At 69.6% G+C, this 19,831-nt stretch carries 20 protein-coding genes and 1 pseudogene; 14 read left to right on the top strand and 7 right to left on the bottom strand.

What is annotated here, in order from left to right:
- Window positions 1–65: 65 nt before the first annotated feature.
- The 3 genes from BWO91_RS11980 to BWO91_RS11970 all read left to right on the top strand — a co-directional run bounded on the left by BWO91_RS11980 (window position 66) and on the right by BWO91_RS11970 (window position 4,140).
- The gene (locus BWO91_RS11980) at window positions 66–1,517 is read left to right on the top strand and encodes an NCS2 family permease (protein WP_064294483.1); all 1,452 of its coding nucleotides are present in this window, start codon (window positions 66–68) and stop codon (window positions 1,515–1,517) included.
- A gap of 64 nt (window positions 1,518–1,581) precedes the next feature.
- A complete protein-coding gene (locus BWO91_RS11975; protein ID WP_079002711.1) occupies window positions 1,582–2,484 on the top strand; it encodes a phosphodiesterase in 903 nt (300 codons plus the stop codon).
- A 177-nt stretch (window positions 2,485–2,661) separates the two neighbouring features.
- A complete protein-coding gene (locus BWO91_RS11970) occupies window positions 2,662–4,140 on the top strand; it encodes an aspartate ammonia-lyase (RefSeq protein ID WP_079003955.1) in 1,479 nt (492 codons plus the stop codon).
- 75 nt (window positions 4,141–4,215) lie between these two features.
- Here the strand turns inward: BWO91_RS11970 and BWO91_RS11965 are convergent, their stop codons facing one another.
- Complete coding sequence (locus BWO91_RS11965; RefSeq protein ID WP_430929503.1) at window positions 4,216–5,118, bottom strand: fumarylacetoacetate hydrolase family protein; 903 nt, start codon at window positions 5,116–5,118, stop codon at window positions 4,216–4,218.
- A gap of 329 nt (window positions 5,119–5,447) precedes the next feature.
- On the opposite strand from BWO91_RS11965, the gene BWO91_RS11960 reads away from it, so the two are divergent.
- Complete coding sequence (locus tag BWO91_RS11960; RefSeq protein WP_064294480.1) at window positions 5,448–5,822, top strand: FKBP-type peptidyl-prolyl cis-trans isomerase; 375 nt, start codon at window positions 5,448–5,450, stop codon at window positions 5,820–5,822.
- 88 nt (window positions 5,823–5,910) lie between these two features.
- Complete coding sequence (locus BWO91_RS11955; protein WP_079002709.1) at window positions 5,911–6,441, top strand: adenine phosphoribosyltransferase; 531 nt, start codon at window positions 5,911–5,913, stop codon at window positions 6,439–6,441.
- A 3-nt stretch (window positions 6,442–6,444) separates the two neighbouring features.
- Here the strand turns inward: BWO91_RS11955 and BWO91_RS11950 are convergent, their stop codons facing one another.
- On the bottom strand, window positions 6,445–7,761 hold the full coding sequence (locus tag BWO91_RS11950) for an MFS transporter (protein WP_205847521.1): 1,317 nt from the start codon (window positions 7,759–7,761) through the stop codon (window positions 6,445–6,447).
- A 151-nt stretch (window positions 7,762–7,912) separates the two neighbouring features.
- Here BWO91_RS11950 and BWO91_RS11945 point away from each other — a divergent pair, with 151 nt between their 5' ends.
- Both BWO91_RS11945 and BWO91_RS11940 read left to right on the top strand, forming a co-directional pair.
- A complete protein-coding gene (locus tag BWO91_RS11945; RefSeq protein ID WP_064294478.1) occupies window positions 7,913–8,344 on the top strand; it encodes a pyrimidine dimer DNA glycosylase/endonuclease V in 432 nt (143 codons plus the stop codon).
- Between the two features lie 84 nt (window positions 8,345–8,428).
- The gene (locus BWO91_RS11940) at window positions 8,429–8,710 is read left to right on the top strand and encodes a YdeI/OmpD-associated family protein (protein WP_079002708.1); all 282 of its coding nucleotides are present in this window, start codon (window positions 8,429–8,431) and stop codon (window positions 8,708–8,710) included.
- A gap of 36 nt (window positions 8,711–8,746) precedes the next feature.
- Here the strand turns inward: BWO91_RS11940 and BWO91_RS11935 are convergent, their stop codons facing one another.
- Window positions 8,747–9,388 (bottom strand): hypothetical protein, encoded by a 642-nt coding sequence (locus BWO91_RS11935; protein WP_064294476.1) that lies wholly within the window; start codon window positions 9,386–9,388, stop codon window positions 8,747–8,749.
- 168 nt (window positions 9,389–9,556) lie between these two features.
- On the opposite strand from BWO91_RS11935, the gene BWO91_RS11930 reads away from it, so the two are divergent.
- Window positions 9,557–10,597 carry an LLM class flavin-dependent oxidoreductase gene (locus tag BWO91_RS11930; RefSeq protein WP_079002707.1) on the top strand — a complete coding sequence of 347 codons (1,041 nt, stop codon included), beginning with the start codon at window positions 9,557–9,559 and terminating at the stop codon, window positions 10,595–10,597.
- A gap of 33 nt (window positions 10,598–10,630) precedes the next feature.
- Here the strand turns inward: BWO91_RS11930 and BWO91_RS11925 are convergent, their stop codons facing one another.
- Window positions 10,631–10,903: a protealysin inhibitor emfourin gene (locus BWO91_RS11925; RefSeq protein ID WP_064294474.1), complete on the bottom strand. Its 273-nt coding sequence runs from the start codon at window positions 10,901–10,903 to the stop codon at window positions 10,631–10,633.
- Window positions 10,904–10,944: 41 nt separating this feature from the next.
- On the bottom strand, window positions 10,945–12,054 hold the full coding sequence (locus BWO91_RS11920; protein WP_079002706.1) for a M4 family metallopeptidase: 1,110 nt from the start codon (window positions 12,052–12,054) through the stop codon (window positions 10,945–10,947).
- 151 nt (window positions 12,055–12,205) lie between these two features.
- Between BWO91_RS11920 and BWO91_RS11915 the strand changes: the two genes are divergently transcribed.
- The 5 genes from BWO91_RS11915 to BWO91_RS11895 all read left to right on the top strand — a co-directional run bounded on the left by BWO91_RS11915 (window position 12,206) and on the right by BWO91_RS11895 (window position 17,042).
- The gene (locus tag BWO91_RS11915) at window positions 12,206–13,369 is read left to right on the top strand and encodes an LLM class flavin-dependent oxidoreductase (RefSeq protein WP_064294472.1); all 1,164 of its coding nucleotides are present in this window, start codon (window positions 12,206–12,208) and stop codon (window positions 13,367–13,369) included.
- On the top strand, window positions 13,366–13,995 hold the full coding sequence (locus BWO91_RS11910) for an FMN reductase (RefSeq protein WP_079002705.1): 630 nt from the start codon (window positions 13,366–13,368) through the stop codon (window positions 13,993–13,995). Before BWO91_RS11915 ends, BWO91_RS11910 begins: the two co-directional genes overlap by 4 nt.
- Before the next feature lie 148 nt (window positions 13,996–14,143).
- Window positions 14,144–14,932 (top strand): hypothetical protein, encoded by a 789-nt coding sequence (locus BWO91_RS11905; protein WP_153303445.1) that lies wholly within the window; start codon window positions 14,144–14,146, stop codon window positions 14,930–14,932.
- 102 nt (window positions 14,933–15,034) lie between these two features.
- Window positions 15,035–15,304: a 30S ribosomal protein S15 gene (gene rpsO, locus BWO91_RS11900; RefSeq protein ID WP_056012204.1), complete on the top strand. Its 270-nt coding sequence runs from the start codon at window positions 15,035–15,037 to the stop codon at window positions 15,302–15,304.
- Between the two features lie 250 nt (window positions 15,305–15,554).
- Window positions 15,555–17,042, top strand: coding sequence for an amino acid permease (locus tag BWO91_RS11895; protein ID WP_079002703.1), 1,488 nt, complete (start codon window positions 15,555–15,557; stop codon window positions 17,040–17,042).
- Window positions 17,043–17,186: 144 nt separating this feature from the next.
- Here BWO91_RS11895 and BWO91_RS11890 read toward each other — a convergent pair.
- Window positions 17,187–17,672, bottom strand: a pseudogene (locus BWO91_RS11890) (DedA family protein); the annotation flags it as partial.
- Window positions 17,673–17,789: 117 nt separating this feature from the next.
- On the opposite strand from BWO91_RS11890, the gene BWO91_RS11885 reads away from it, so the two are divergent.
- Window positions 17,790–18,710 carry an NADP-dependent oxidoreductase gene (locus tag BWO91_RS11885; RefSeq protein WP_079002702.1) on the top strand — a complete coding sequence of 307 codons (921 nt, stop codon included), beginning with the start codon at window positions 17,790–17,792 and terminating at the stop codon, window positions 18,708–18,710.
- Here BWO91_RS11885 and BWO91_RS11880 read toward each other — a convergent pair.
- Window positions 18,700–19,812: an acyltransferase family protein gene (locus tag BWO91_RS11880; RefSeq protein ID WP_240555479.1), complete on the bottom strand. Its 1,113-nt coding sequence runs from the start codon at window positions 19,810–19,812 to the stop codon at window positions 18,700–18,702. The genes BWO91_RS11885 and BWO91_RS11880 overlap by 11 nt on opposite strands.
- Between the last annotated feature and the right edge of the window lie 19 nt (window positions 19,813–19,831).

Genomic DNA, 19,831 nt, shown 5'->3' with positions numbered 1-19,831 from the left:
GGTCGTCGCGGGGCGGTCCGCCGTGCCGGTACGCTGGTTGCTTCGATGCAGACCCAGGAGGTCCAGTGACCACGACGCCCACCGCTCCGCGCTCGTTCCGAGAGCGTCTCGACGGTTTCTTCGAGATCAGCAAGCGCGGCTCGACCGTCGGAGGCGAGGTGCGCGGCGGCCTCGTGACCTTCGTCGCGATGGCCTACATCGTCATCCTCAACCCGATCATCCTGAGCGGCTCGGCCGACGTCACCGGTGGCGAACTCGGCTTCGCCCAGGTCGCGGCCGTGACCGCGCTGACCGCCGGTGTCATGACGATCCTCTTCGGACTCGTCGCACGCCTGCCGTTCGCCTTCGCGGCGGGTCTCGGCATCAACTCCTTCCTCGCCGTGAGCGTCGTCGGTCAGGTCACCTGGGCCGAGGCGATGGGGCTCGTCGTCATCAACGGTCTGATCATCGTCCTCCTCGCGGCGACCGGCCTTCGCGCCATGATCTTCAACGCGGTGCCCATCCAGCTGAAGATCGCGATCACCGTGGGCATCGGTCTCTTCATCGCGTTCATCGGGTTCGTCGACGCCGGTTTCGTCCGGTCGACGGGCGCCGGTTCGCCGCCGGTCGGCCTCGGGATCGAGGGCTCGGTCGCCACGGTGCCGACCGCCGTCTTCGTGATCTCCCTGCTGCTCACGGGCGTGCTCGTCGCGCGCAAGATCAAGGGTGCCCTGCTCATCGGCATCGTCGCCTCCACGATCATCGCCATCATCGCCGAGGCGATCTTCAAGGTCGGTGCCTCGAACGGCGGGGAGAACGCCGGTGGCTGGAACCTGAGCGTCCCGACCCTGCCCACCCAGGTCGTCGGGGTCCCCGACCTCAGCCTGCTCGGCCAGGTGAGCTTCGGCGGCTTCGAGCGCATCGGCGTCCTCGCCGCGCTCATGCTCGTGTTCACCCTCGTGTTCACGAACTTCTTCGACGCCATGGGCACGATGACCGGGCTCTCGAAGGAGGCCGGTGTGGCGGACGCCAAGGGCGACTTCCCGCGACTCCGCTCGGCGCTCATCGTCGAGGGTGTCGGCGCGGTCGCCGGTGGCGCGACCTCGTCCTCCTCCTCGACCGTCTTCATCGAATCCGGCGCGGGCATCGGCGAAGGGGCACGGACCGGCCTCGCGAACCTCGTGACCGGCGCGCTGTTCCTGCTCGCCATGTTCTTCACGCCGCTCACGCAGATCGTGCCCTCCGAGGTCGCCGCCGCCGCGCTCGTCATCGTCGGGACGCTCATGATGTCGCAGATCAAGGACATCGTCTGGACCGAGTTCTCGGTCGCGCTCCCGGTGTTCCTGACGGTCGTCGTCATGCCGCTGACGTACTCGATCGCCAACGGCATCGGCGCCGGCTTCATCGCCTGGGTCGTGCTCCGCTCCCTGTCCGGGAAGGCGCGCGAGATCAGCCCGCTGCTATGGGTCGTCGCAGCCGGGTTCCTCGTCTTCTTCGCCCGCGGACCCATCGAGCAGCTCCTCGGCGTCGCGTCCTGACCGGACCGTCGGCCGTCCGCGGACGGCCGACGGCTCCGTCGGGGGTGCGTCCTAGACTCGTGCCATGACTTCCGACGTCCGATTCGGTCAGTACCCGGCACCCGGCCGGGTCATCGTCCACCTCAGCGATCCGCACCTCCTGGCCGACGGCCGACGCCTCTACGACGCGGTCGACGTGCAGGCCAACCTGGAGCAGGCCCTCCGCCAGATCGAGCGCATGCAGCTCCGGCCCGACGCGATGGTGTTCACGGGCGACCTGGCCGACCTCGGCGAGGCCGACGCGTACCGTCGCCTGCGCGAGCGCGTCGAGCCCGTCGCCGAGCGCCTCGGTACCACGATCGTCTGGCTCATGGGCAATCACGACGAGCGCTCGGTCATGCGGACGGAGCTGCTCGACCTCCCGGCGGGGGAGCAGCCGCTCGACGCCGTCTGGGACTTCGGCGGACTGCGCGTCATCGGTCTCGACTCGACCGTCCCGGGCTGGCATCACGGCGAGCTGGAGGACAGCCAGCTGGAGTGGCTGCAGACGGTCCTGGCCACCCCGGCGCCCCTCGGCAGCATCCTGGCAATGCACCACCCGCCGGTGCCCTCGAGCATCCCGTTCTTCGACATCCTCGAACTCCGCGATCAGCACCGGCTCGAGGCCGTGCTGCGGGGGAGCGACGTGCGCGCCATCCTGGGCGGCCACTTGCACTACTCCACCTCGAGCACCTTCGCGGGCATCCCCGTCCAGGTCGCGAGCGCGAGCTGCTATTCGATGAACCTCTCACGCCCGTCGTCGGAGGTGAACGGGATGTTCGGCGGTCAGTCGTTCAACCTCGTCCACGTCTACGACGACCGCATCACCCACTCCACGGTGCCGCTCGGTGACTACACCACCGCCGACACCTTCAGCGCGGCGTTCGTCGACCGCATGGCCGCCCTGAGCCCGGCCGAGCGGCTCGAGGCGTTCTCGCGCAAGCGGTGACCCACGGGAGCTGAACCGCAGGCACGGAACCGTCTCGTGTCCGAGACACCGCAGCGGCATCGGGGATCGCACCCGGCTACGCTGGAATGGACATCCACCCACCAGGCAACGGAGCCACGAGTGACGATCAGCACCACCAGCAGCAGCATCCCCACCACCCTTGGAGCAGACGACGACATGGCGGACAGGACGAACAGCGACGAGACCCGGACGGAGTCGGATTCCCTCGGTTCGATGGAGATCCCGGCCGACGCGTACTGGGGCATCCACACGGCACGCGCGCTCGAGAACTTCCCCATCACGAAGCGTCCGATCTCCGTCTACCCCGACCTCGTCGTCGCCATCGCGAGCGTCAAGCAGGCCGCCGCCCGCGCGAACGCCGAGATCGGGGTCCTCGACCCGGCGAAGGCGAACCTCATCGACCGCGCGTGCCAGATCATCATCGACGGTGACTTCCACGAGGAGTTCCTCGTCGGCGTGATCCAGGGCGGTGCGGGCACGTCGACGAACATGAACGCGAACGAGGTGATCACGAACATCGCGCTCGAGCTCGCCGGCCACGCCAAGGGCGAATACCAGTACCTGCACCCGCTCGACGACACCAACCGGTCGCAGTCCACCAACGACGTCTACCCGACCTCGATCAAGATCGCGCTCGCGTTCTCGCTGCAGTTCCTCCTGACGGAGCTCGGTCTGCTGCGCGACTCGTGCAGCGCCAAGTCCGCCGAGTTCTCCCACGTCCTCAAGGTCGGACGCACGCAGCTCCAGGACGCCGTCCCGATGACCCTCGGACAGGAGTTCCACGGCTTCGCGACGACGCTCACCGAGGACTACGACCGTCTGCACGAGACCCTCTGGCTGCTCGCCGAGGTCAACCTCGGCGCCACCGCGATCGGGACGGGGATCACCGCCGACCCGCGCTACGCGGAAGCCGTCGTCCGTCACCTCAACCAGATCACGGGCCTCACGCTCACGACGGCTCCCGACCTCATCGAATCGACGAGCGACGCCGGCGGGTTCATGTCGTTCAGCGGCACCCTGAAGCGGAGCGCCATCAAGCTCTCCAAGATCTGCAACGACCTCCGTCTGCTGTCGAGCGGTCCGCAGGCCGGGCTCGGCGAGATCAACCTGCCGCCACGGCAGGCCGGATCGAGCATCATGCCGGGCAAGGTCAACCCGGTCATCCCGGAGGTCGTGAACCAGGTGGCGTTCAGCGTCGTCGGCGCAGACATGACGGTCACGATGGCGGCCGAGGCCGGGCAGTTGCAGCTCAACGCCTTCGAGCCGGTCATCGCCCACTCGCTGCTGCAGAGCATCGTCTGGATGGCGCAGGCGTGCAAAACGCTGCGGGTGAACTGCATCGACGGCATCACGGCGAACGAGGAACGACTCGAGGTGATGGTCGGCGCGTCCGTCGGTGTCATCACCGCCCTGACCCCGTTCATCGGGTACCAGTCGGCTGCGGCGCTCGCGAAGACCGCGCTGCTCACGGGCCGCAATGTCGCGGACCTCGTGGTCGAGGCCAACCTCATGACGCGCGACGAGGTGACGAAGCAGCTCTCGCCCGCGCGGCTCTCGGGGATCGAGGCCGTCACCTCGGCCATCCCGATCATCGACCTGCCGATCCCGGGCGCGGACTCCGACCCGAGTCGCTGACCGACGCAGTGGAAGACAACGAAGCCGTCCGGACCAGGGTCCGGACGGCTTCGTCGTGTGCTGTGAGGGACTTGACTACCCGGCGGTGACCGCGCAGTGCGTCGTGAGCGAACCGACGCCTTCGACGGACACGGTCACCGTCGCGCCGTCGGTCAGGAAGACCTGCGGGTCGCGCGAGTATCCCGCGCCGCCCGGGCTGCCCGTCGAGATGAGTGTTCCGGGCAGGAGGGTCGCGGAGCCCGACAAGTGTTCGATGAGCGTCGCGACGCTGCGGACCATGTGGCTGGTCGAGGAGTCCTGGAGCGTCACGCCGTCGAGGACGGTCGAGATGTGGAGGTCCTGCGGGTCGGGGATCTCGTCCGCGGTCACGACCACCGGGCCGGTCGGGGTGAACCCGTCGAAGGACTTGCAGCGCGACCACTGCGCCTCGGAGTACTGGATGTTGCGGGCCGTGATGTCGTTGACGACGGTGTACCCGAACACGTAGCCGAGCGCATCGGCCGCATCGACGTCGCGAGCGGCCCGGCCGATGACGACACCGAGCTCCGCCTCGTAGTCCACCTGCTCGCTGATCGCCGCGGGCCAGCTCGTGGTGCCCTCGTGACCGGTGAGCGAGTTCGCCCACAGGCCGAAGATGGTGGGGGCGTTGTCGGTCTTGAGGTTGAGCTCCTGCGAGTGCGCCGAGTAGTTGAGCCCGACCGCGAGGATCGTCGGCGGACGGAGGACCGCGGACGCGTGGACGAGCCCGTCGAGGGGTTCTCCGCTGACACCGTGGGCGAGCGACGTCTCGACGAAGCTCCGCACACGGTCCAACTCGGCCGGGCCGCGCTCGATGAGCTCCTGGAGGTCGCGCGGGGCGTCCTCGAGGATCTCGTCGAGGAACACCGCCCCGGTTTCGCTGATGACGGCGAGTCGGACCCGCGGCTCTGCGGGGGTACTCGGCTGGTGGTCTGTGGCGACGAAATGGGCGAACTTCACCCGTCTACGGTATCGCAGGCGCGTCGGGCGCGGGCGTTGTGGACATACCGGTCCGAGCTGCGGGTGCCCGGACACGACGGAACGGGATGCGAGGCGGATCCTCGGGCGACCGCCCCGGACAGACTCATCGCCCGGTGCTGCGGCACTGCCTGCGAGTCGCCCGGGCGATGAGTTGGTCTGTCCCTCCAGCATGCACCCGGGTGCCACGGCCCGCAACCCCCAAGTACCGGGTGTGACGCGACGACCACACCACCCGGGGTCGGCCCGGGGCGTCACGCGCTCAGCGAAATCCGCGTGAACCGATCGGGCGGAACTGCTTGGATGGAGTCATGACCGATTCAGCACGCACCAAGCCCGAGGTCGACGCCCCCACGGGCCCGGCCCCCACCGAACTCGTCATCGAGGACATCTTCCTCGGCGAGGGCGACGAGGCGCAGGCCTCTTCGACCGTCGACGTCCACTACCTCGGCGTCGGCTACGACTCCGGCGAGGAGTTCGACTCCTCCTGGAGCCGCGGGCAGTCCATCAACTTCCCGTTGCGCAACCTCATCCAGGGCTGGCAGCACGGCATCCCCGGCATGAAGGTCGGCGGCCGTCGCAAGCTCACGGTCCCACCGGAGCTCGCCTACGGCCCTGCCGGCAGTGGCCACCAGCTCTCGGGCCAGACGCTCGTCTTCGTGATCGACCTCCTGGGCGTCAAGTAACCATCCGCAGGTCACCCCTCGTCTCTCTCGACCGACGCGTCGCGGAGGCGAGGGGTGTCGCATGTCTCCCAGACCGAACGAGGACCACATGACCACCGCAACCCAGTACGTCGACCGCCTGACGGCGACCATTCCGGACTTCCCGACGCCCGGCATCCTGTTCCGCGACCTGACCCCGGTCTTCGCCGACGCCGACGCCTTCCGCGCGATCATCGACGAGCTGGCGTCGCGCTTCGAGGGGCGCTTCGACGCCGTCGCCGGTGTCGAAGCCCGTGGGTTCCTGCTGGCCGCGGCGGTCGCGTACGCGACCCACACGCGACTCGTCCCCATCCGTAAGGCGGGCAAGCTGCCGGGTGAGGTGCTCCGCGAGGACTACGGCCTGGAGTACGGCGCCGCCGCCCTGGAGCTGCGCACCGAGCAGCTGCCGGCCGGGACGCGCGTGCTCATCCTCGACGACGTGCTCGCGACGGGCGGCAGCTGCGGCGCGGCGGTCAGCCTCATCGAGCGCGCCGGGTACGAGGTGGCAGGGCTCGGACTGGTGCTCGAGCTCGAGGGACTGCCCGGCCGAGCCTCGCTCAGCGGTCGCGACGTCTTCTCGATCGCCACGGCCCCCGCCTAGGCACTACGGGGTCGGCGTCCGCGCGTCGTAGCGGCGGAAGGCCCCTTGGGCGCGGACGAGGGTCCAGACGAGCACGACGACCAGGAGTCCGCCGGCGAGCGCCGGTACCCAGAGCGCGAAGGCCGAAGCCGCGAGACCGATGTAGAGGTCGCCGACGCGGGGTCCGCCGGTCACGACGACGGTGAAGACGCCCTGCAACCGGCCTCGGACGGCATCGGGCACGGCCGCCTGGAGGATCGTCATCCGGAAGATCGAGCTGATGTTGTCGGCTGCTCCGGCGACGGCGAGTGCGATCGCCGCGATCACGATGGCGGGCAGGTTCGCGTCGGCGGCATCGTGCGTCGCCGTTCCGGAGCACGTGACCCACGCGAGGACCGCGCCGAAGCAGGCGATGGCGAGCCCGTAGACGATGATGGCCCGCTCGATGGCGCGGCCCTGACGGTCGATCCGGCCGAGCCGTCCGGAGACGAGGCTCGACAGCAGGGTGCCGACCGCGCCGGCCGCGGTCAGGATCCCGACGGTGATCGCCCCGCCGCCGAGCAGCAGGGTGCCGACGGCAGGGTAGAGCACCCGCGGGTTGCCGAACGTCATCGCGACGATGTCGACGATGAACGTCATCCGGACGTTGGGGGCCGTCCGGAGGAAGGTCCAGCCGTCGACCAGGCTCGCGAGGCCCGGAAGTCGACTGACGCCCCCTTCGGGCAGGATCTTCGGCAGCGACGCGATTCCGAGGAAGGCGGCGACGAACAGCACGACGTCGATCGTGTAGGTCCAGCGGAATCCGACGCCGGCCACGAGGACGCCTGCGAGTGCTGGTCCGACCGTCACCATGACCCCCGCGGCGATGCCGGACAACGCCGCGGCGGACGGTAGGAGGCGGGCCGGCAGCAGCCGGGGGAGGATCGCCTGCCGCGTCGTCCCGACGATGGTCGTCGACACGGCGTTGATCGTCGTGAGGAGGTACAGCGGCCAGACCACCTCGGAGCCGCTCCAGGCGAGCACCGCGATGATCGCCGTGGACACCCACGTGACCACGGCGGCCGTCAGGGCGACCGTGCGTCGGTCGAACGCGTCTGCGAGCATGCCGCCGTAGAGCCCGAAGCAGATCATCGGGATGAGGGCGATGACGCCCACGAGCGAGACGGCGAAGGTCGACGCGGTGAGGTCGTAGACCTGGAGGCCGACGGCGACGATGGTCATCTGGCCGCCGATCCCGGTGATCGCCCCGCCGATCCACAGGCGGGCGAAGGCGGGACTCTCCCGGAGCGGACTCAGATCGACGAGGAGCCCACGCCGGCCGGATCCGGGTGCAGCGCTCACCGGGGCATCGGGCGACGGGATGTGGCGCGCTCAGACATGCACCTCAGCCTACGCGCGTCGCGGCAGGGCTCCACGGCGAGGGTCATGCGCTGCGGCGAGGGGCAGGGGCTGCCCGGAGTCGGTTGTCAGCGCCCTCGGGCAGGATGGAGACATGCGTCTCTGGTCGATCCATCCCCGGTACTTCGACGCCCAGGCGCTGACGTCGTCCTGGCGTGAAGGGCTGATTGCCCAACGGGTCCTGCAGGAGCCAGGATCAAGTCTCCGTGCACACCCGCAGCTCCAGCGCTTCCTCGAGGCCGACGAACCGTTGGAGGCGATCGCGGCCTATCTCAACGGGGTCGCCGACGAGGCGCAGGAGCGCGACATCGTCTTCGACCGCGCGCGGGTCGTCGCCTCCGGCGTCCTCCGGGACCCCCTCGTCGTGACCGACGGTCAGCTCGACTACGAATGGGGCAACCTGCGGCGGCACCTGCTCGGACGCAGCCCGGACGTCGCGTCCCGATGGGCGAAGGTCTGGCGACCGCAGCCGCACCCGGTGTTCGTCGTCGTCGGCGGTGGCGTCGCCTCGTGGGAACTCGCCTGAGGTCCCGACGGCCCGACGACCCGGCCGAGGTCGGTCAGGACCGAGCCGCTCGACGGTTGCCGCCTGACCCACTACCGTTGCCGCATGGGCAGACACGCTGATGTGGGAGCCGCGCCGCTCTCGGCGACCGGCACGGTGGTGCGGCTGCGGCCTGACCTCGAGGAGGCGATCGACGACGCCGGTCGATTGTCGTTCTTCCGCGGCCTGCCGAACAGCGCACAGCGGGAACTCGCGACGTGGGTGGAGCGATCCGACGACGCGCACCGGGATGCACGGATCGAAGCGGTCATCGAGTTGCTCGCTCAGCGGGCCATGGAGCTCCGGACGGCCGCTCCGGCGCGAACCGCGGGTGGTCAGCGGCGCTGACGGACGCATGGTGCCGCGACCGGGCGTCGGCGGGGCTCAGAACCCGAAGTCGCCGCCGCCTCCGAAGTCGCCGCCGCCTCCGAAGTCGCCGAATCCACCGTCACCCCAGCCACCGCCGTCGGCGGACGTGTCGGCTGCGGAGGCGTCGGTCGTCCCGCCGTCTCCTGCCCCGGCTTCGGCACCACCCTGATCGGCACCGGCATCGGCTGCTGCATCGGTTCCGACGGTGTCCGGAATGAACGCCTGCGCGATGGCCGAACCGACCACGACCCCGGCGATGGTGCCGAGCATCGAGCTGGCCAGCATCCCTCCGAAGCCCATCCCGCCGCCCTGCGGACCGAGGTTCCGCTCGAGGGTTCCGGGCTGCCGCACTTCGGCCCTGGTGGCCGAACGCGCGAGGGCCTTGGGGGAGTCGTCGGCCGGTGCCTCACCGGTCGGAGCGCCCTCCGACAGCTGTCGGTACAGGATGCCCCGCTGCTCGGGGGTGAGCTTCGTGAAGGCCTCTTCGTGGACCTGTTCGATGGTCTCCGGCGGCGCGGTCCGCAGGAGGTAGCGGTACCGTTCGACGGCGATCTCGTCCTCCGTCCGCGCACTGGTCGGGGCGGGGCTCCCACCACCCGTCGCCTGGACAGGTCCATCGGACTCAGGGCGTCCGAGCAGTCGATCGAGGAATCCCATGCTGTGCTCCTTCAGGGTCGCGGGCATCCAGCGTACGCGTCAGGTGTGGCATCCGGCTTGGATCGCCCTGGGAATCCACTGCGGTGGCCGAGGCGGAATATGTCGGGCCGTCCGAGCGCTGCACCCTGATGCGTCTGTCGCCGTTCGGCAGCGCGACGAAAGGTGACCATGCGACTCTCGATACTGGATCTCATCCCCGTCCGCACCGACCAGGACACCGCGGCTGCCCTCGCAGCGACGATCGCCCTGGCGAAGCGCGCCGACGAGCTGGGGTACCACCGGTATTGGGTGGCCGAACACCACAACATGCCGTCCGTCGCATCGACGAACCCCGCGGTCGTCATCGGCATCCTGGCCGCCGCCACGCAGCGGATCCGGGTCGGCTCCGGCGGCGTGATGCTCCCGAACCACGCTCCGCTCGTCGTCGCCGAGCAGTTCGCGCTCCTCGAGGCCTCCGCGCCCGGCCGCATCGATCTCGGCCTCGGCCGGGCACCGGGCAGCGACCCGGTCATCTCCGCCGTGCTCCGCCAGTCCGGCAACACGAGCGACGTCGACCGGTTCCCGAACAACGTGCAGGACATCGTCGCCCTCCTCGGCGTCGACGGCGCGAGCGTGCGGATGACCTCCGGCGAGGAGTACGCCCTGCGGGGGACGCCGAAGGCCGGCAGCGTGCCGGACGTGTGGTTGCTCGGATCGAGCGACTACTCGGCGGCGCTCGCCGCGGCACTCGGGTTGCCCTACGTCTTCGCGCACCACTTCTCCGGCCAGGGGACGGCTCGGGCCCTCGAGCTCTACCGGTCCAGTTTCCAGCCGTCCGCCCATCTCGACGCGCCGCGCACCTTCCTGACCGCGAACGCCGTGGTCGCCGACACGGCCGCCGAGGCGGAAGCGTTGGCGCTCCCGAACCTGCAGCAGATGGCGCGACTGCGCTCCGGCAAGCCGCTCGGACCCATCGCGACCGTCGAAGAGGCTGCCGCCACCGAGCAGAGCGATCTCGAGCTCGGCTTCGTCGAGCAGATGCGCGCTGCCTGGATCATCGGCGACGCCGACCAGGCTGCGGCAGAGCTGCAGGGTCTCGCCGACCGCTTCGGTGTCGACGAGGTCATGGTGTCGCCCGTCGGGTCGGCACGGGAGGGCACGCCGTCGAACTCGGCGCCCGCACGTGAGCGGACGATCGAACTGCTGGCGGAGCGCTTCCCGCAGCGCTGACGCCGTCGGGGTCATGCGACCGGCGAGGAATCGTCAGTCGCGTGGCGGCTGGACGGCGCGCACCCGTTCGACGAGTTCCTGCCAGGGACCGGTGAGCTGCTGCTCGCCGAGGGTGGCCTCCTTGGGGGCGCATCGGATGCGGTAGACGTACCGATCCGGGACCGGTGGTCCTTGTGGGGTGTCGTCCCACGGGAGGCGGTCGAGCAGGACGATCCACCGGTCGACGTCGGGCTGCTCGTCGACGACGACCTCCCAGCGTCGGGTGAGACCGGCTACACCGCCGCTCCTCGTCACCGTGACCTTCATGCCGCGATGCTACTCCGCGAGCCCGGGCGCTGCCACGACGCTCAGGCGGACGGCTCGATACCGACGAGCGCCCACGCCTGCCCGACCGCGATGTGCTCCTCCGAATCCACACCGAACCTGGCGGAGGCCGCCTCGATCGTCGCCGCGGCGAAGGTCGCGAAGTCGGCGCGCTCCGACAGACCGCCGACGAGGGTGTCGTACCAGATGAGCCCCGCGCGCTCCCAGGCATTGCCACCGAGGGCGACGGCGAGCGTCGCGAACGCCCGGTTGGGGATGCCGGAGTTGAGGTGGACGCCTCCGTTGTCGTCGGTCGTCTCGATGTAGTCGTCGAAGTGCGCCGGCTGCGGGTCTTTGCCGAGGACGTCGTCGTCGTAGGCCGTGCCCGGGGCGAGCATGGAACGCAGAGCGTCGCCCTCGACCTCGTCCGTGAAGAGGCCTTCGCCGATGAGCCAGGACGCCGATACCGCGTCCTCGCCGCGCGCGTGTTGTTCGACGAGGGCGCCGAAGACATCGGACACGTGTTCGTTGAGCGCTCCGGGCTGCCCCTCGTAGACGAGGTTCGCCGTGTACTGCGTCACGCCGTGGGCCAGCTCGTGGCCGATGACGCTGAGGGAGCTCGTGAAGCTGCGGAAGACCTCCCCGTCGCCGTCGCCGAAGACCATCTGCTCGCCGTTCCAGAACGCGTTGTCGTAGTCGTCGCCGTAGTGCACCGTGGCGAGCAGGGGCAGCCCGCGGCCGTCGATGGAGTCGCGCGCGAAGGCTTCGGCGAAGAGGGCGTGGGTGTCGCCGAGGCCGTCGTAGGCGGCGGAGACCGCAGTGTCGGCGGTGGCGGGCTCGCCCTCCGAGCGGACGAGCGTGCCCGGGAGGGTCTCGGTCCCCTCGGCGTCGTGGATGCTGCGCTCCGGGGTGCCGACCGGACGCTTGCCGGCCGTGGCGCCGCGCACGGGATCGGCGGCCCGCTCCGACCCGGGCTCGGGGAAGCGGTATGGTCGCGTGGCGAGCAGCGAGTACCGCGCGGCACTGGCGGCGCGAGCGAGCTGCGGAGCGTCGAGTCCGGCGATGCGCTCGAGCAACCAGGGTGGGACGATGCCGCACACGTGCCGAGAGGCGGGTGTCGGCGTGCTGGGCGAAGGGTTCGGTGAGCCGTTCATGCGGTGATCCTGCCATAGCCCGCCGACACGGCGTCCGGCTCGCGCGGCGCGCTGTGGACAGGATGCCGAACGGGCCGGGAATAGCGCGGGTGTGAACGCCGTTGTCCTTGATATCCATGCAAATGCATGAAAGAACGAGTGGGAGCGCATGATGCAATTCGGAATCTTCACGGTGGGGGATGTCACCACCGACCCGACCACCGGGATCACGCCCACCGAGCACGAGCGCATCGAGGCGATGGTCGCGATCGCCGTGAAGGCGGAGGAGGTCGGTCTCGACGTCTTCGCGACCGGCGAGCACCACAACCCGCCCTTCGTCCCGTCGAGTCCCACGACCATGCTCGGCTACATCGCTGCGAAGACCACGGACCTCATCCTCTCGACGAGCACGACGCTCATCACCACGAACGACCCGGTGAAGATCGCCGAGGACTACGCCATGCTGCAGCACCTGGCCGGCGGCCGGGTCGACCTCATCATGGGCCGTGGCAACACGGGGCCCGTCTACCCCTGGTTCGGCAAGGACATCCGCGAGGGCATCAACCTCGCCATCGAGAACTACGCGTTGCTCCACCGCCTGTGGCGAGAGGACTACGTCGACTGGCAGGGCCAGTTCCGCACCCCGCTGCAGGGCTTCCAGTCCACACCGCGACCGCTCGACGGCGTGCCGCCCTTCGTGTGGCACGGCTCCATCCGGAGCCCCGAGATCGCCGAGCAGGCGGCCTACTACGGCGACGGCTTCTTCGCGAACAACATCTTCTGGCCGAAGGAGCACTACATGCGCCTCATCCAGCTGTACCGTCAGCGGTTCGAGCACTACGGACACGGCACGGCCGCGCAGGCGATCGTCGGACTCGGCGGTCAGGCGTTCATGGCGAAGAACTCGCAGGATGCCGTCGCCCAGTTCCGGCCGTACTTCGACAACGCCCCGGTCTACGGTCACGGGCCGACGCTCGAGGACTTCACCGAGCAGACGCCGCTCACCGTCGGCAGCCCGCAGCAGGTCATCGACCGGTACGCCGGGATGCGCGAACACTTCGGCGACTACCAGCGTCAGCTGTTCCTCATGGATCACGCCGGGCTCCCGCTCGCGACGGTGCTCGACCAGCTCGAGATCCTCGGCGGCGAGGTCGTGCCGGTGCTGCGCAAGGAGTTCGCGAAGGACCGTCCGGCCGACGTCCCGGAGGCGCCGACGCACGCGTCGATGGTCGCAGCCGCTGAGGCGGAACTCGCTTCGCGCTCCGGTGCGGTCGAGACGAGCCGGGTCGCATCCGGTTCGGCGTTCGGCGCGGCGGCGGTCGGGGCGACCCGATGACCGCGAAGCGTACGCTCGCCGTCGTGTCGGCAGGTCTCAGCCAGCCGTCGTCGACGCGCCTCCTCGCCGACCGCCTCCGCGACGCCACCGTGGCGCACCTCGAGCAGGACGGCTATGACGTCGAGACGACGTCGATCGAGCTGCGCGACCTGGCTCAGGACATCACGAACAACCTGCTGACCGGGTTCCCCAGTCCACGGTTGTCCGAGGCGATCGAAGCCATGACCGGCGCAGACGGCGTCATCGCCGTGACGCCGATCTTCTCCTCCAGCTACTCCGGCTTGTTCAAGTCGTTCTTCGACGTGGTGGAGCCGACCGCTCTGACCGGGGTGCCCATCGTCCTCGGTGCGACGGGTGGGTCGGCCAGACACTCGCTCGCCCTCGAATACGCCGTGCGTCCCCTGTTCGCCTACCTGCGGGCGGTGACCGTGCCGACCGCCGTGTTCGCGGCCTCCGAGGACTGGGGGACGGGCGACGCGCAGCTCGGCGCCCTGCCGGCGCGGATCGACCGTGCGGCCGGTGAGTTGAGCGCACTCGTGGCGGCCTCGGACCGTTCCGGGCGCCTGAACGACCCGTTCGCGCTCGACCGCCCGTTCTCCGAGCTGCTCGGTGGTCGCGGGGCCTGATCGGACGACTCCGCCCGACCGCCCCGATGCGGGCGGGGACCGCCGGGTGCGGTCCCCGCCTCCGTCGTTCCCAGGCTCGGCACCCCGGACTTTGGGATACTGGAGGCGTGCGTCGCCGTCCGGCGTCGCCGGAGGGAGTGGTGGCCAGGTGATCCCCGGAGTGCGTCGACTCGGTCCGCTGCTGCAGCGTGCCGCTCGTGCCGCGGCGCTCGCCGTGGTGGCGGTGTCGCTCGGCGCCGGATCCGTCGTCCTGCCGCTCGCCGCGTCCGCTCCCGCGTCGGCCGCCGGCGCCGGCACGATCGAGAGCCCGACCGACGGCGACACCGTCTACCGTGTCGACTACACCCTGGACGGCGAGCAGGTGAGCGGATTCGACGTCACCGGCACCGCCGACGCGGGTGCCGACGTCGTGCTGTCCTACTGGCGCTCGATCGACCTCTACGACTCGGCGAAGGCCTGCTTCAGCAGCTCGACGGCAGACGACGCCTCGTGCGACCTGCAGTCCACCGGCGGGACGGGGGCGACCGAGTTCCGCTTCGACGGGCAGCCGATCGAGATCGGCAGCGACGGCGGATGGTCCACCAGGATCAACATGACCCAGTGGCTTCGCGGAGCGGACGCGGGGGAGTACGACATCACCCTCGCCCTCGTGTCGACGAACGCCGACGGCGGGGCCACACTCGGCGACCCGGTCCGGCTCGTCTACGATTCCACGACGACGGCCGAGGCAGCGGAGGCCGCGGCCGAGCCTGCGCCGAGCGCCGGTGCCGGACCTCCGCTCTGGGTCTGGCTACTCCTCGCCTTCCTGGTTCTGGACCTCATCGCGCTCGCCCTCATCCTCGTACTGCGTCGTCGGCGCCGGGTCGCAGCCACCGAGGCGGAGGAGCGGGCGAACGCGAAGCGGCGCTCGACGCACCGCGAACCTCCTTCGCTCTGAACCTGCTAGAATCACAAGGTTGCCGTCGAACGGCCGCGGATCAAGAGAGCCCACGCATCAGGCGACGGGCACCGCGCAACGAACAGAGAGGGGATCACCACTATGGCGCTTGAAGGAGACCGTAAGAAGGCGATCATCGAAGAGTACGCAACCCACCCAGGTGACACCGGATCCCCCGAGGTCCAGGTGGCGGTCATGACCCGCCGCATCAAGGACCTCACCGAGCACCTCAAGGAGCACAAGCACGACCACCACTCGCGTCGTGGCCTGCTGCTCCTGGTCGGACAGCGTCGCCGCCTCCTCGGCTACCTCCAGGCCGTCGACATCGAGCGCTACCGCTCGCTGATCGAGCGCCTCGGACTCCGCCGCTAGGCAAGCAGCTCTGAACCCTCCGGCGACTCACCGGACCCACGGTCCCTGAGCCTGTCGAAGGGCGCTGACACCGCGAGCTTCTTCGTGACGGGCCGTCATCCACTCGGATGACGGCCCGTTCGTGTTCCACCGGGAACCCCACAGCTGCAGAAAAACTCGTCCGTGACTCGACCATGGGCCACGCATCTGGCAAGGTCGAGAGTCGGCTTCGCGCGAGGCCACGAGGTACCGCACCACGGCAAGGAGCACCATGAGCATCTGGCGGACGAAGAGCATCGAGGACTCCCTCGCGGATTCCAGCGTCGAAGGGCGCAGCCTGAAGCGCACGCTCGGCACCTGGGACCTCATGATCATGGGTGTCGCGGTCGCGGTCGGCGCGGGCATCTTCTCCGTCGGAGCCAAGGCCGCGGGCAACTATGCGGGCCCGTCCGTGTCGCTCGCGTTCATCCTCGCGGCCGTCACCTGTGCCCTCGCCATCATGTGCTACGCGGAGTTCGCCTCCACCGTGCCCGTCGCCGGCTCCGCCTACACCTTCACCTACGCCACCCTCGGTGAGCTCCTCGCGTGGATCATCGGATGGGACCTCATCCTGGAGATGCTCACGGCGGCCGCCGTCATCGCCAAGTACTGGGGCATCTACCTCAGCAACGTCTTCCTGCTCTGGGGCTGGGACGTGCCGAGCGAGCTCGACGTCCTCGGGCTCAAGGTCAGCTGGGGCGCGTTCGTCATCGTCGCGATCTTCACCACCCTGCTCGTCCTCGGTACGAAGCTGTCCTCGCGTGTCGCGAGCGTCTTCACGATCATCAAGGTCGCGATCGTCATCTTCGTCATCGTCGTCGGCGCCTTCTTCGTCAAGGCGGCGAACTACACGCCGTTCATCCCCGACGAGGTCCCGACGAAGGGCGGGGCGTCCGATGCCTGGTCGCAGTCGCTGTTCTCCTTCATGACGGGGGCCGCGCCCGCGCAGTACGGCGTCTTCGGTCTGCTCGCCGGTGCCTCACTCGTCTTCTTCGCCTTCATCGGGTTCGACGTCGTCGCCACGAGCGCGGAGGAGGTCAAGAACCCGCAGCGTAACCTGCCGCGCGGCATCTTCGGTGGCCTCGCCATCGTGACCGTCCTCTACGTCGGCGTGAGCCTCGTCCTCACCGGCATGGTGCCGTACACGACGCTCGCCGAGGCTGAGGACCCTTCACTCGCGACGGCGTTCATCGCGGTGGGTGCGGACTGGGCCGCGCAGGTGATCTCGATCGGCATCCTCGCCGGCCTGACGACCGTCATCATGGTGCTCCTGCTCGGCCTCGCCCGCGTGGTCTTCGCCATGAGCCGCGACGGCCTGCTCCCGCGCTCACTCAGTGTCACCTCCGAGAAGCGCAAGACACCTGTGCGGGTGCAGCTCATCGTCGGCGCGCTCGTCGCGCTGATCGCCGGCCTGACCGACGTGGGCATCCTCGAGGAGATGATCAACATCGGCACGCTCTCCGCGTTCGTGCTCGTCAGCATCGCCGTGATCGTGCTGCGGAAGAAGTACCCGAAGCTGCCGCGCGCGTTCCGCGTCCCGTGGTCGCCGTTCCTCCCGATCCTCTCAGCGGTGCTCTGCGTCTGGCTCATGCTCAACCTGACGACGCTCACCTGGGTGCGGTTCCTCGTCTGGCTGGCGCTCGGCTTCATCATCTACTTCGCCTACAGCCGCCGGCACTCCATCGTCGGCAAGAAGGCGCGGGGCGAGCTCGTCGAGTGAGGCCCGTGTCCGTCGCCGTCGTGCGGACAGGGCGGCGCTGATCCGGTCGACGGCCACGCCCAGGCCGACCGCGACGACGATCGACACGGCGGTCGCGAGTACCGGCTGATCCGGGAGCAACCGGCCGACGACGGCTCCGACGCCCACGTTCCACAGTGCCCAGGCGAGCCCTGCGAGGACGGTGATCGGGAGGTACCGACGTGGGCGGAGGCCACTCGCACCGGCGACGAGGTTGACCGCGATGCGCGCGAACGGGATGTAGCGCGCGGTGAGGATGGCTGCAGCGGCGCGGCGCTCGAGCGCGACGCCCGCACGTCCGATCGCGGCCGCGACCCGCGGGCGCCGCATCCAGGCGAACCGTGTGGTCCCGATCCGCCGACCGAGGAGGTAGCAGGACACGTCGCCGGTCACGGCGCCCGCCCAGGCCACGCCGATGAGGAGGGCGAGGTCCGGCGAGCCGCTCGACGCCGAGATCGCTCCGAGCGCCGTCACCGCGGTCTCGCTCGGTAGGACGACCAGGAAGGCGTCGGCGACCGTCAGCAGGTACAGCGCAGGGAACACCCAGCCCGACGCGGCGATCTCGAGCAACCACGCCGTGATCGCCGTCTGCAGCTCATCGACCCATGCCATGCCCGTGATTCTCGCTCGGCCGGGTGAACGGCGCGTGACGTCCGCTGCGGCCAGGGTGGTCCTCGCCCGGGAAGCGTGTGAGCATGGAGGTCGGCGGAAGCCGGCGGAGGAGGCATCATGGCGAGGTTCGTGCGGTTCGACCGGTTCGGTGGCCCCGAGGTGTTCCACCTCGTCGAGGGCGACATCCCGGTGCCCGGCCACGACGAGGTCCGAGTCCGTGTCCTCGTCGCAGGGCTCAACCCCGTCGACCACAAGCTCGCGTCATCACCCGAAGCGCTCGCCTCCTTCGGGCGGGACGTCCCGAGCGGGAACGGCAACGACTTCGCCGGGGTGGTGGACGGTGTGGGGAGCGGCGTCCAGGGATTCGCGACGGGCGACCACGTGTACGGCGGACACCGGTTCCACGCGCAGGCGGACTTCCTCATCGCTCCGGCCGGCATCCTCCACCACGTGCCGAACGGGCTCACCATCGAGCAGGCCGGTGCCCTCGACATCGCGGGACGCGCGGCGATCGCATCGGTCGCCGCCGTCGGCGTCCAGCAGTCGGACACGGTGCTCGTGAGTGCTGCGGCCGGCGGGGTCGGCGTGCTCGCGGCGCAGCTCGCCAGGCGGACCGGCGCGGTCGTGCTCGGCACCGCCGGTGCGGCCAATCAGGAGTTCCTCCGCGGTCTCGGCGTCATCCCCGTCCAGTACGGCGACGGCCTGCGCGAGCGTGTCCTCGAGGCGGCCCCCGGCGGGATCACCGCCGTCATCGACACGCACGGCCGGCCGACCCTCGAGCTGGCGCGCGATCTCGGCGTCGCGCCGGAGCGGGTCAACACGATCGCGGACCGACCCTTCGCCACCGAGCACGGGTTCCGCGGCGTCGGCGGACAGGACGCGACGCTCGACGAGCTGGCAGCGCTCGGCGAGTCGATCGCGCGGGGTGAGATCGTCCTCCCGATCGACAGCGTGTGGCCCATCGAGCGGGTCGTCGACGCCTACCGCCACCTCATCGACGGTCACGTCCGCGGGAAGGTCGTCCTCGTCACCTCGTGACGTCGCGGCGCGATCCGGTCGGGTCGCTTCGCGGGGGCTCCGGGTCGAAGGCCCGCTTGCGACTGAAGATGAACGCCGCGCGGGGTTCGATGAGCGGTCTCGTGATGCGGCGCACGGGTCCGCTGGAGAGCACGATGACGATCAGGACCGACAGCACCAGCAGGCCGACGAGCACGAGCTCCGGGTTGCCCGTGTCGGTCAGGACGCCCGACTCTCGCAGGGGGTAGAGCACGAAGGAGTGCAGCAGGTAGACGTACATCGTCGACTGTCCGTACCGGGTGATCCACGACTGGCCGCGGGGGACGAGCACGAAGAACGCCGCGGTGAGGACGACGGCCAGCAGGATGGCCGCGAGTCGCACCAGGCCGCCCGTCCCGTCCTCGTTCCCGAGCGCGGTGTACCCCCGGTCGTAGAAGAACCAGTAGCGCAGGTCGATGCGGCGCCACAGGTCGATCCCGAGGACGAGGACGACCGCCCACGCGATGAAGACGACGGCGGCGGCGATCCGGATCCACCAGGCCCTCGTACGGACGAGACGCCAGCGGTCCACGAGCCGCCACCGGTTGATCTGCCACCCGAGCACGAAGAACGGCAGGATCCCGAGCGCGCGCGAGAGCGAGAACGTGCTGTCGACGTTGTCGAGGTAGCCGACGCCGATCGAGATCACCACGCTCCAGAGCAATGGCCAGCGCAGGAGGGCGAGATAGGGCAGGACGAGGCGGAAGATGCCGAGCGCGAGGAGGAACCAGAGGGTCCACGACGGTTGGGTCGGGTTGAACGCGCGTTTGCCCTCGACGAGGAACTGCACGAGGGACCAGATCCCCTCCATGATCAGGTAGGGCACGAGGATGTCCGTGATCACCCGACGCATCTGTCGTCGTCCGGGAGGGGCCGACTTCGAGAAGTACCCGCTGATGATCGCGAACGCCGGCATGTGGAAGGCGTAGAGGAACAGGTACACGACGAGCGCGGGGTCGGACTCGGAGGTCAGACGCTGGATCGCGTGGCCCATGACCACGAGCGTGATGCACGCGAAACGGGCGTTGTCCCAGAACGGGACGCGCTGCTTCGGGCGAGCGGCTGCCGGCGCGGGATGCGTCAACGTCACCTCCTGGGGTCCG

This window comes from Plantibacter flavus (assembly GCF_002024505.1).
GTDB classification, from domain to species: domain Bacteria; phylum Actinomycetota; class Actinomycetes; order Actinomycetales; family Microbacteriaceae; genus Plantibacter; species Plantibacter flavus_A.
Note: the sequence above shows the minus strand (reverse complement) of the source record. Positions and strands in the feature narration are given on the sequence as shown.

Excerpts from the sequence above, each read along its gene's own strand:
- BWO91_RS11975 (WP_079002711.1), top strand. The coding sequence starts at position 1,582 with ATGACTTCCGACGTCCGATTCGGTCAGTACCCGGCACCCGGCCGGGTC.
- BWO91_RS11970 (WP_079003955.1), top strand. The coding sequence starts at position 2,662 with ATGGCGGACAGGACGAACAGCGACGAGACCCGGACGGAGTCGGATTCC.
- BWO91_RS11960 (WP_064294480.1), top strand. The coding sequence starts at position 5,448 with ATGACCGATTCAGCACGCACCAAGCCCGAGGTCGACGCCCCCACGGGC.
- BWO91_RS11955 (WP_079002709.1), top strand. The coding sequence starts at position 5,911 with ATGACCACCGCAACCCAGTACGTCGACCGCCTGACGGCGACCATTCCG.
- BWO91_RS11945 (WP_064294478.1), top strand. The coding sequence starts at position 7,913 with ATGCGTCTCTGGTCGATCCATCCCCGGTACTTCGACGCCCAGGCGCTG.
- BWO91_RS11940 (WP_079002708.1), top strand. The coding sequence starts at position 8,429 with ATGGGCAGACACGCTGATGTGGGAGCCGCGCCGCTCTCGGCGACCGGC.
- BWO91_RS11935 (WP_064294476.1), bottom strand. The coding sequence starts at position 9,388 with ATGGGATTCCTCGATCGACTGCTCGGACGCCCTGAGTCCGATGGACCT.
- BWO91_RS11930 (WP_079002707.1), top strand. The coding sequence starts at position 9,557 with ATGCGACTCTCGATACTGGATCTCATCCCCGTCCGCACCGACCAGGAC.
- BWO91_RS11925 (WP_064294474.1), bottom strand. The coding sequence starts at position 10,903 with ATGAAGGTCACGGTGACGAGGAGCGGCGGTGTAGCCGGTCTCACCCGA.
- BWO91_RS11920 (WP_079002706.1), bottom strand. The coding sequence starts at position 12,054 with ATGAACGGCTCACCGAACCCTTCGCCCAGCACGCCGACACCCGCCTCT.
- BWO91_RS11915 (WP_064294472.1), top strand. The coding sequence starts at position 12,206 with ATGCAATTCGGAATCTTCACGGTGGGGGATGTCACCACCGACCCGACC.
- BWO91_RS11910 (WP_079002705.1), top strand. The coding sequence starts at position 13,366 with ATGACCGCGAAGCGTACGCTCGCCGTCGTGTCGGCAGGTCTCAGCCAG.
- rpsO (WP_056012204.1), top strand. The coding sequence starts at position 15,035 with ATGGCGCTTGAAGGAGACCGTAAGAAGGCGATCATCGAAGAGTACGCA.
- BWO91_RS11895 (WP_079002703.1), top strand. The coding sequence starts at position 15,555 with ATGAGCATCTGGCGGACGAAGAGCATCGAGGACTCCCTCGCGGATTCC.
- BWO91_RS11885 (WP_079002702.1), top strand. The coding sequence starts at position 17,790 with ATGGCGAGGTTCGTGCGGTTCGACCGGTTCGGTGGCCCCGAGGTGTTC.